The organism is Acinetobacter lwoffii (genome assembly GCF_024129685.1).
Lineage (GTDB): Bacteria > Pseudomonadota > Gammaproteobacteria > Pseudomonadales > Moraxellaceae > Acinetobacter > Acinetobacter lwoffii_X.
The window spans coordinates 1-7,957 of the sequence record NZ_JAMXXL010000055.1 but is presented as its reverse complement, the minus strand read 5'-3'; the positions used below and the strand labels follow the sequence as shown (position 1 = coordinate 7,957).

Below are 7,957 nucleotides of genomic sequence, written 5' to 3'. Positions count from 1 at the left end.
AGCCAGTGTTAATGCTGGTACTGCCGGCTTACTCACATTATTTTGCATATATTTGATTTACAAAATTGGGGAGCCTCGAATTTTATCATCTAGCTTCTCATGAAATTGCCTTGTACATAAAAACCCATACTTTCTTAGAGTGTTATAGTTTTTCTAGCTAAGCCTGCACTATATAGGTGCTATTTCACTTATAAGTAATCCAAAAATATATGATTCTTTAATAGATAATTTTAAGTTTTTTCTAAAATTAACATAATACACCTTATACGAAATGCGTTATAATTGTCTTGAAAATTCAATGCTGTAGTTTCTAGTTGATAGCCCGAACATCCCTGTTCGGGCTTTTTTTATCTTTTTTAGTGTTCCACGATTTTATTCAGTTTTAATAAACATCATCCGGTTTTTTGAGGAGTCATTATTTCATTGCTGGCAATGAAATTGGCTCATCAAAAAAGTGGAGTGCTGGCTAACCATAAGGAAGGAAGAAACGGCTCAGGAAGCCCCTTTTTTTAGGTTCAGGCTCAATATGTTCAGGGATAGGGATCCGTTTGTTCTCAGGAGTAGTCAATCCGTCATAGTTTGATTCATCCTGTGACCGAGGATCTGTTGCTATATTCGAATTAGTAGATTCATTTAGCTGATTAATATTTTCTTGTTTTGGCTGTTCTAAGGTGCCTTTAAACTCAATTCTGTGAGTAAGATCTTCAATATGTTGCATCAAAGACTTTTCTCTTTGATTTGCTAAATCTAACTGATTTTTGAGTAAAGAAATCTGATCTTTTAATACATTTTCAACTTCAGATTGAACGTGTACCTGTACATCCTTCTGAACTTGTTCAGTGCGTGTACTGGACTGAACACTGATTGGATTGCCATAAACTCTAATAAGTTCCGATAAGTCTATAAGACCATCATGATCTCTTGATAATTCACCATTTTTTAAAGCCTCATATATTGTTGTACGTGATTTTTTAAAGGCTTTACTTGCGTCCATGACGCTGAATTTTGTTGTGTTCAATGTAATCCCTCAGTGCGTGTACAAGGATGTTCGTGTGAACATCCAATCTGAACATGAAGTTTATTTTGTATTAAAGCCTACTTTCTTTAGATAGGGGAGTAGTTCTTCAAATTTTTGTGGATCTCGTAGCATTTCAGAAATTCGAACTGCAAATTGTGAGTAGCTTTCAGTACCTTGAGAGTATTTATTCATATCTGGAAGCTCAGATAATTTACTGGCAAAAAGATGACACTGTGCATCGGTAAATTTTGAGAAAATCTCAAGAGCAGTTTGCTCTTTAGTATGAGCTATAACGACTTTTTTCAGTTTAAAGGTGAATGAAAAACCAGAAATATTACGTCCCTTTTTATGTTGCTGACATTGGACGTTAATATCCGTATGTTCATTAATTTGAGCAATAGCTAAATTTAATACTCGATCTTTAAAATTTCCCATTCTTGTATATTCATCATCAAGAACGCCTATTTTTTGTCTGAACTCTGCGAGTTCAATAATAGGAGTTTGACCCGTACTGCGCCAAGCAATTAATAATTCATATAATCGCACAGCATAAGCGCTGCTGAGATTACTAATCTGTTGTAACTCATATTTAGTAAATTGTTCTTCTAAACGTGTAATAAGTGGCACGATTGCAGGGGCAAATATTAACTTTACTGTAGCTTCATCGTCGATATATCTAATTTCGCTGACCCAACGACTTAAAACATTCTCTACATTTCCTCTTTTATTAATTTCTTGATAGCTAAATTGACGTACAAATAGATCTTTACAGGCATCTTTTAACGCTTGGTAAGCTGTTTGTCTTGCAACATTAAATTGATTTACATAACTCTCAGCATGGACTTCTAAAGGGTCATTTGCATTGATTCCCCGACCACTATCTCTTGCTTCGACGATGGCTAATAAGATCAAACGTTGTTCTACTAAGTCTAAGTTATAACTCGCATTAATTAATGCATTGTCTTTAACTACTAAGTCCCGCATTCTATTTATCTACATTATTACTTATGAATATAAATCTATAATAATAAATATGTAGATTAATGCAAGGTAAACGTAGTTAAATCTACAAAAAAAATAATGTAGATTATTGGTAGGTAAACGTAGTCATATTGGTAGGTAAACGTAGTCATATTGGTAGGTAAACGTAGTCATATTGGTAGGTAAACGTAGTCATATAAGCTCTAGAAGCCTTTATTTACAAAGACTTGAGCCTCTCTAAAAGCATTTAAAAGCTTAAAATAATTAAAAACCCAAAATATAAAAAATTGCCCTTGGTTTTCGCTTCGCTCAAACTCTATTGAATCTCGCTTTCGCTCGATTCGTAGGGGCAATTTTTGGTTCATATTTTCGTGAATTTCAGAAAAAGCAAAAGCAAGATCAAAAGCAGCTCGGAATTCGCTTCGCTCATGAGCTTCTTTTCTCGCTACGCTCGATTTAGGAATCAAACTTGGAAAGTTCGCACCCATGCGGGATGCTCTGGTATGCAGGTGATTGATGGATAGGGAGCTTGTAATCAGGGAAAGGGATGGGCAAATTTTCTCAGTTCGCTCGTAGACACTCGCTCTGTTTAACGACTCATGCCACGAGATTTCATTTTAGGCGCATGTTGCTGTGCTTTGAGTTGTTGTTCTTGTCTGATTTTCATCTGTTGTTCTGCTTTAATCTCATCCACACATTTTTTAACGATCTTGTAGGACTGGTAGAGGGTCTGGTATTGCTTGGCTTTCTCCGGATGCTGTTTTTGATATTTCTTCCAGGCATGTTCTTTGAACTTTTCATTCTCCAATAAATCCTTCACACCATGTTTTTTCTGGTGTTCATGCTGACCTTTCAACTTTTTGTGTTCCTGGTAGATCTCATCACGTTGGGCTTCCCAGGCTTTTTTTCCAAACAGTAAGGGTTTGTTCTGGGTTAATTCGTTGTGTTGATCGACCAGGCTTTGCAATTTGTCATGACTTTGCTTGAGTCCGCTTTTCACGATCTCCTGGGCAAGCTGCTGATTGAACTCGTTTTGATGTTTGTGGTGCTTGGTCAGGTTTATTTCGGCTTGTTTGAGATTGCGCTGCATAAAATCCAGGTCTAGATTCGCGTCTTTTGCGCTGATTTCGCGTTTTAGCACTTTGCCAAGGGTTCCCCTCTGTTTTTCCTCAAACAGGGATTTTTCGTCAATTGGTGGCGTTTTAGCGCTATTCTTGATTTGGATCTGCTGTTCTGTTTTCAGTGTGCTGAGTTTTATCTCATTTTCAGCAATTAGAACGTCCATATTTTTGTCGTATTGCAACTGAGCCTGATTTCTCTGTTTGATTTCATCATTGCTTCGGCTGATTTCGGTTTCGATGCCTCTTCTACGTAGTTCGGTGACTTTCGGTCCTTCGTGCAGGGTGGCTTCCAGGCCATTCTCCTGGTCTTTGTAGCTGCGGTGGTCGACCCGGGCTGTGGATCCGGCCAGATTCAGGTGCACATTGCAGATATCGGCAAAGTGTTCACGCCAGTGATCGATTTCTCCACTGTGTTTCTGATCGAGTTCCCGGGTTTTCTCTGTAAAACCTTCTGGCGTAAGTTTACGTGTGCTCATTAGGATATGGGCGTGATAATTGCGCTCATCACTGCCGGATCCGGTATGCGGTGCATGAATACAGGCATCGACTGCTACTTGATGTCTTTCCACGATGCTGGCACATAATTCTTCGAGCATGGCCAGACGTTGTTCCTGGTTCAGTTCACTTGGAAAGGCAATTTCAAATTCCCTGGCTACAGTCGAGTTTTTTCGGGTCTCCCGTTGTTCAACTTCGTTCCAGAGTTTTTCTCGATTCTTTAAATGCTCTGGTGCGCCTTCTGGTAAATAAATTTCTTTGTATTCCACACCGGTTTTTCGGCTGTAGTCATGTTCTCGGCCTTCACGTTCACAATAGATCTTTTCACCTGCCCGATAGGCAATCGCAGCAGTGGCGGAACGCCCTGCTGATCGTGCTACGGTTTTGACTGAAAAGTGGTAAATCGCCATGTCTATTTTTCGCTTTTAAATTTTCACGTAGTGAAATACAACCGTGAATACGGTTGTCGGGGTATTGGGGAGACCCCAATCGTACTTGCAAACATAGTTTGCATAAGTGCGCTCTTCGAGGAAAACATTACTATACATATAGCACCTTGAATGCATATTCAAGTGCGCTTATGTTAGGGATGGTTTCCCAGGATGATGGTATTGGATTAATGAGCGTTACTGAAACACTAGACAGCAAAATTAAAGCCCAGGAAGAAAAGCTGAAACAGCTTAAAGCTCAAAGACAAGCAGCACTTGCAAGAGAACGTGCTAAAGAGAAAGAACAGGCTCGTAAAGATGATACTAGACGCAAAATTCTAATCGGATCTTGTATGCTAAAAATCACTGAAGAAGATGAACAGGCCCGGGCAAAATTGATTGCACAGATGGACAAGTATTTGACTGATGAACGTGATCGTAAGCTCTTTAATTTATAAGTGATAGGAAATCAATCATGGCATTGAGCCAATTCGATATTATTAAGTCTTTAGGTGAATCTATTGAATGGTTTGAAAAAGAACTCTCTTGGGGAATGCCTATTGCAGAATTAAGGCATTTAACAGGAAGAATTGGGGAACTTTATGTAGCTATGATGACCTTAGGACAATTAGCTGATTCAGTTAATCAGAGAGGTTATGATGTAGTTTCCAGTACTGGACAAAGAATTTCTGTTAAGACTGTTACTACAGCAAGTCATGTCGATTTTAATCTTAAAACGATTGAGTTAGTGGACAGAATTATTGTTTTAAGAATTAACCCAGAGGACCTCTGTATTGAAGTAGTCTATGACTTAAATATGGAGCAGTTTCAGGCTAAGTCACGAGAATACAAAGGGAAATATATTTTAGGTATTTATAACAAAATACTTTTAGCTAATTCAAAAATAAATATAGGGTTAAATATTCCTACTGAAACAGAACTGAAAGTTGAAAATAATCATGAGCTATTGATTTTAAATAATATTTTTTATGATGGATATGAGATAAAACAATATGAAAATGCAAAAATTGAAGTTTATAAGGATGGTGAAAAACAACCATCAGCTAAAGAAATTTTGAGGCAGATAGCCCTCCCTTTAAATGTCTCTTTAAATAATTCAGCCGGAAATCCTAAAAATACTCAGCAATTAGGGGATCATGTGATCAAGGCAATAAAGAACTTTAGATCAACCTGATTTCGCATAAGAGATTTTATGTTAAATAATTTAAAGGATAGAAAAATTTAATATTGACTTTATATCGGAAAAAATAACGGCATTTTTTTTAAAGTTGTTTTGTAATACATTGATATTTATGTATTAATATATTTTTTATTTCGGATTTTATAGCGTACAATTATCTTGCTGTTTTAAAGAGATTTACAACGTGGATATTACACCGATTGCTAGTGCGTACTCACCAGAGCTAGAAGAGAAGTTATTCGAAATAATTCGCTTAGACGCGCAATTAGATTCAACTGTACCTAGTACTATACGAGATGCTATTGAAGGGTTATTACGTGTAGTTAACTCTTATTACAGTAATAAAATTGAAGGTAATCCAACTAAACCAAGTGAACTTTTGCATTTAAATGATGAATCTATTGAATATAAATCTAAAGGACTTTTGGAGATTAAAAGACACATTGAGGTTCAAGTTAAACTTAATTTGCAACACAGCAATGTTGAAGAAGTAACTTCACAAGATTTCATTAAAAAGATTCATGAAGCTTTTTATGAGCAGTGTGAGCCTTCGGAACTACAAATTTTAGATAGTGACGGTATAACTACTCATCAAATAGAACCTGGATGTTATCGTCTAACAAACGTTAGAGTTGGACCTCACACACCACCATCGCCAGAAAAAATTTCAGCATATATGTCATGGTTTTCTAATGCTTATAAAGTTAAGTACCTTCCAGGCATGAGTAAGTATTGGGCAATGGCTGCATCACATCACCGTTTAGCTTGGATTCATCCATTCTTAGATGGAAATGGTCGAGTTTCAAGGTTGTTCACAGATTGTTTTATGCGTGCAATCGGTTTAAAAAGTTATGGTCTGTGGTCTATGTCTAGAGGGTTTGCTCGTTCGAGTGAGCAATATTATAAGTATCTCGATATTGCTGATAGACAAAGACAAGGTAGTATGGATGGTAGAGGTATATTATCTGATGATGGACTAACACAATTTACAGAATATTTTATAGATGTTGCTCTAGATCAAATGACATATTTCAGTAGCTTATTAGAACCATATAAGCTTGAAGAAAGAATTAACGTTTACTTCCAATTAAGATTCAATGAAGCCTTATTTGATCATAAAACGAAAAAACCATTAAAGAAATTGCCTTTAGAAGCGAAAGATATATATAAAACTCTTTTGCATAGTGGGCCACATTCTAGAAAAGAATTACAGGATAAGTTTCAGATTAGTGAGAAAAAATTGAGGGAAATCGTTCAAGTAATGGTTAAAGACCATCTAATATTTGCTCCTCCTAAACACAAATTGCAAGTTAGATTGTCTCCACATGCTGTTGAAGTATTATTTCCATATCTATTTCAATAAAATAAAAAAGCTCATTTATGAGCTTTTTTATTTTTTATCTAGCTAATAAATTTTAGGAGAAAAATTTAATTTCTACTTGGTCAATGAAATCACTATAAAATTTTAAGCCTAATAACGCTAACGTTACTGGATGATGATTTTCAATAGGACTTTCTAAATGCTTTGATGGTGGATTATACCACTCACCATTATTTTGCACTTTAATTGCTATTGGATGAGGCATTACAGTTTCTTGAATCATAGGATCCCCTTCATAATGAGAGAGGCTTCCATTACTTATGACCATTTTTTTTATGTAATGAGAGCCTTTGTGTGCGCTTTTATATGAAGTATGACCAGGATAAATTTCTGTGATTTCTTGGATTGAATGAGTATCTGCGTCACGAGCCTGTTTAAGATATCTAAGAAGCATATCTTTTTTACGTAATCGACTGAACTGTCCTTGCCAAGGTTGAAACTCATTTCTTTTGTCTTGGCATGCTCTTTCAGTTTTTGCCCAGACTTTCTCTAAGCACCCTAAAAAAAATCGCCAATTTCTCTCAAACTCTTCAAATGATTTTGAATTTTGCATAGCTTCAATACTAGATCTAGCGGATTCTAGTTCTGCTTTAGCTTGTTTTAGGGGGGTATTCTGCATTTTCTCTTATTTCATAAATATTTTATAAATTAATAAAGCCTTTTTTATTATTTTCAACTACTTAATTTTAAATTGATTCTAAAGGAAATCTACAATTAACATAATACAAGTTAGAAGCTTAAAAATTAAGCTTAAGCTAATGATTATATATATTTTTTTAATAAAAAACCCCGGCATCCTGCCGGGGTTTTTCGTATTGGTTCGCTCGGTATAACTCCTGTCGTACCTTACAGTCCTTGTGCTTATCTCTTGTTATTCTTGTATGGAACTTCCTGTTCCCGATGAGTTCATCATAGGAAAATTCTAGTATTCCGGATAGCCGCAAAGGGCCGACTTTCATGTGCGCCAGGGCGTACAAAATAGCCTAAATTTTATCCACAGCAATTGGGGATAGTTTCGTAACCTGGATCCGCATGAAATGGGCACTGATTCCAAAATTGATCATTTATTAATCAATTTTCCTGGCAAAATGTTACAGATTTGCTTAAAAACTCACCAACTTATTACAAAAGGGAATTTCTGCTGATTTCTTAGTCATGACTAAATTTTTAAATAATTGATTTTAAAATTAATATACAAGTGTATTGCGTATAACCGCCATTATGTTAAATGGAACCTTCTCTAGTTGAATATTCATACTTTCAATGGAGCAAAACTTGCAGAATCTTGTCTAATTTGTAATCCTTGCAGCCAAGGGTGTCTAGCTGAGCTAA

At 36.0% G+C, this 7,957-nt stretch carries 8 protein-coding genes; 3 read left to right on the top strand and 5 right to left on the bottom strand.

Features of this window, described 5'->3' with window-relative positions:
• Nucleotides 1-466: 466 nt before the first annotated feature.
• From NI464_RS15375 to mobQ, 4 genes are all read right to left on the bottom strand, one after another.
• Nucleotides 467-1,018 (bottom strand): plasmid replication DNA-binding protein, encoded by a 552-nt coding sequence (locus NI464_RS15375; protein WP_223182242.1) that lies wholly within the window; start codon nucleotides 1,016-1,018, stop codon nucleotides 467-469.
• A 60-nt stretch (nucleotides 1,019-1,078) separates the two neighbouring features.
• Nucleotides 1,079-2,002 (bottom strand): replication initiation protein RepM, encoded by a 924-nt coding sequence (gene repM / locus NI464_RS15370; RefSeq protein WP_004811812.1) that lies wholly within the window; start codon nucleotides 2,000-2,002, stop codon nucleotides 1,079-1,081.
• 200 nt (nucleotides 2,003-2,202) lie between these two features.
• Nucleotides 2,203-2,487 carry a hypothetical protein gene (locus tag NI464_RS15365; RefSeq protein WP_253139460.1) on the bottom strand — a complete coding sequence of 95 codons (285 nt, stop codon included), beginning with the start codon at nucleotides 2,485-2,487 and terminating at the stop codon, nucleotides 2,203-2,205.
• Nucleotides 2,488-2,588: 101 nt separating this feature from the next.
• Nucleotides 2,589-4,025, bottom strand: coding sequence for a MobQ family relaxase (mobQ, locus tag NI464_RS15360; RefSeq protein ID WP_001029315.1), 1,437 nt, complete (start codon nucleotides 4,023-4,025; stop codon nucleotides 2,589-2,591).
• A 209-nt stretch (nucleotides 4,026-4,234) separates the two neighbouring features.
• On the opposite strand from mobQ, the gene NI464_RS15355 reads away from it, so the two are divergent.
• The 3 genes from NI464_RS15355 (at nucleotide 4,235) to NI464_RS15345 (ending at nucleotide 6,607) form a co-directional block, all read left to right on the top strand.
• Entirely contained in the window at nucleotides 4,235-4,501 is a 267-nt protein-coding gene (locus NI464_RS15355) for a hypothetical protein (protein WP_006581723.1), read from the top strand.
• A 17-nt stretch (nucleotides 4,502-4,518) separates the two neighbouring features.
• On the top strand, nucleotides 4,519-5,238 hold the full coding sequence (locus NI464_RS15350) for a DUF6998 domain-containing protein (protein WP_001218546.1): 720 nt from the start codon (nucleotides 4,519-4,521) through the stop codon (nucleotides 5,236-5,238).
• A 190-nt stretch (nucleotides 5,239-5,428) separates the two neighbouring features.
• Complete coding sequence (locus tag NI464_RS15345; RefSeq protein ID WP_253139457.1) at nucleotides 5,429-6,607, top strand: Fic family protein; 1,179 nt, start codon at nucleotides 5,429-5,431, stop codon at nucleotides 6,605-6,607.
• 52 nt (nucleotides 6,608-6,659) lie between these two features.
• On the opposite strand, the gene NI464_RS15340 is transcribed toward NI464_RS15345, so the two are convergent.
• Nucleotides 6,660-7,244, bottom strand: coding sequence for a hypothetical protein (locus NI464_RS15340; RefSeq protein ID WP_253139454.1), 585 nt, complete (start codon nucleotides 7,242-7,244; stop codon nucleotides 6,660-6,662).
• Between the last annotated feature and the right edge of the window lie 713 nt (nucleotides 7,245-7,957).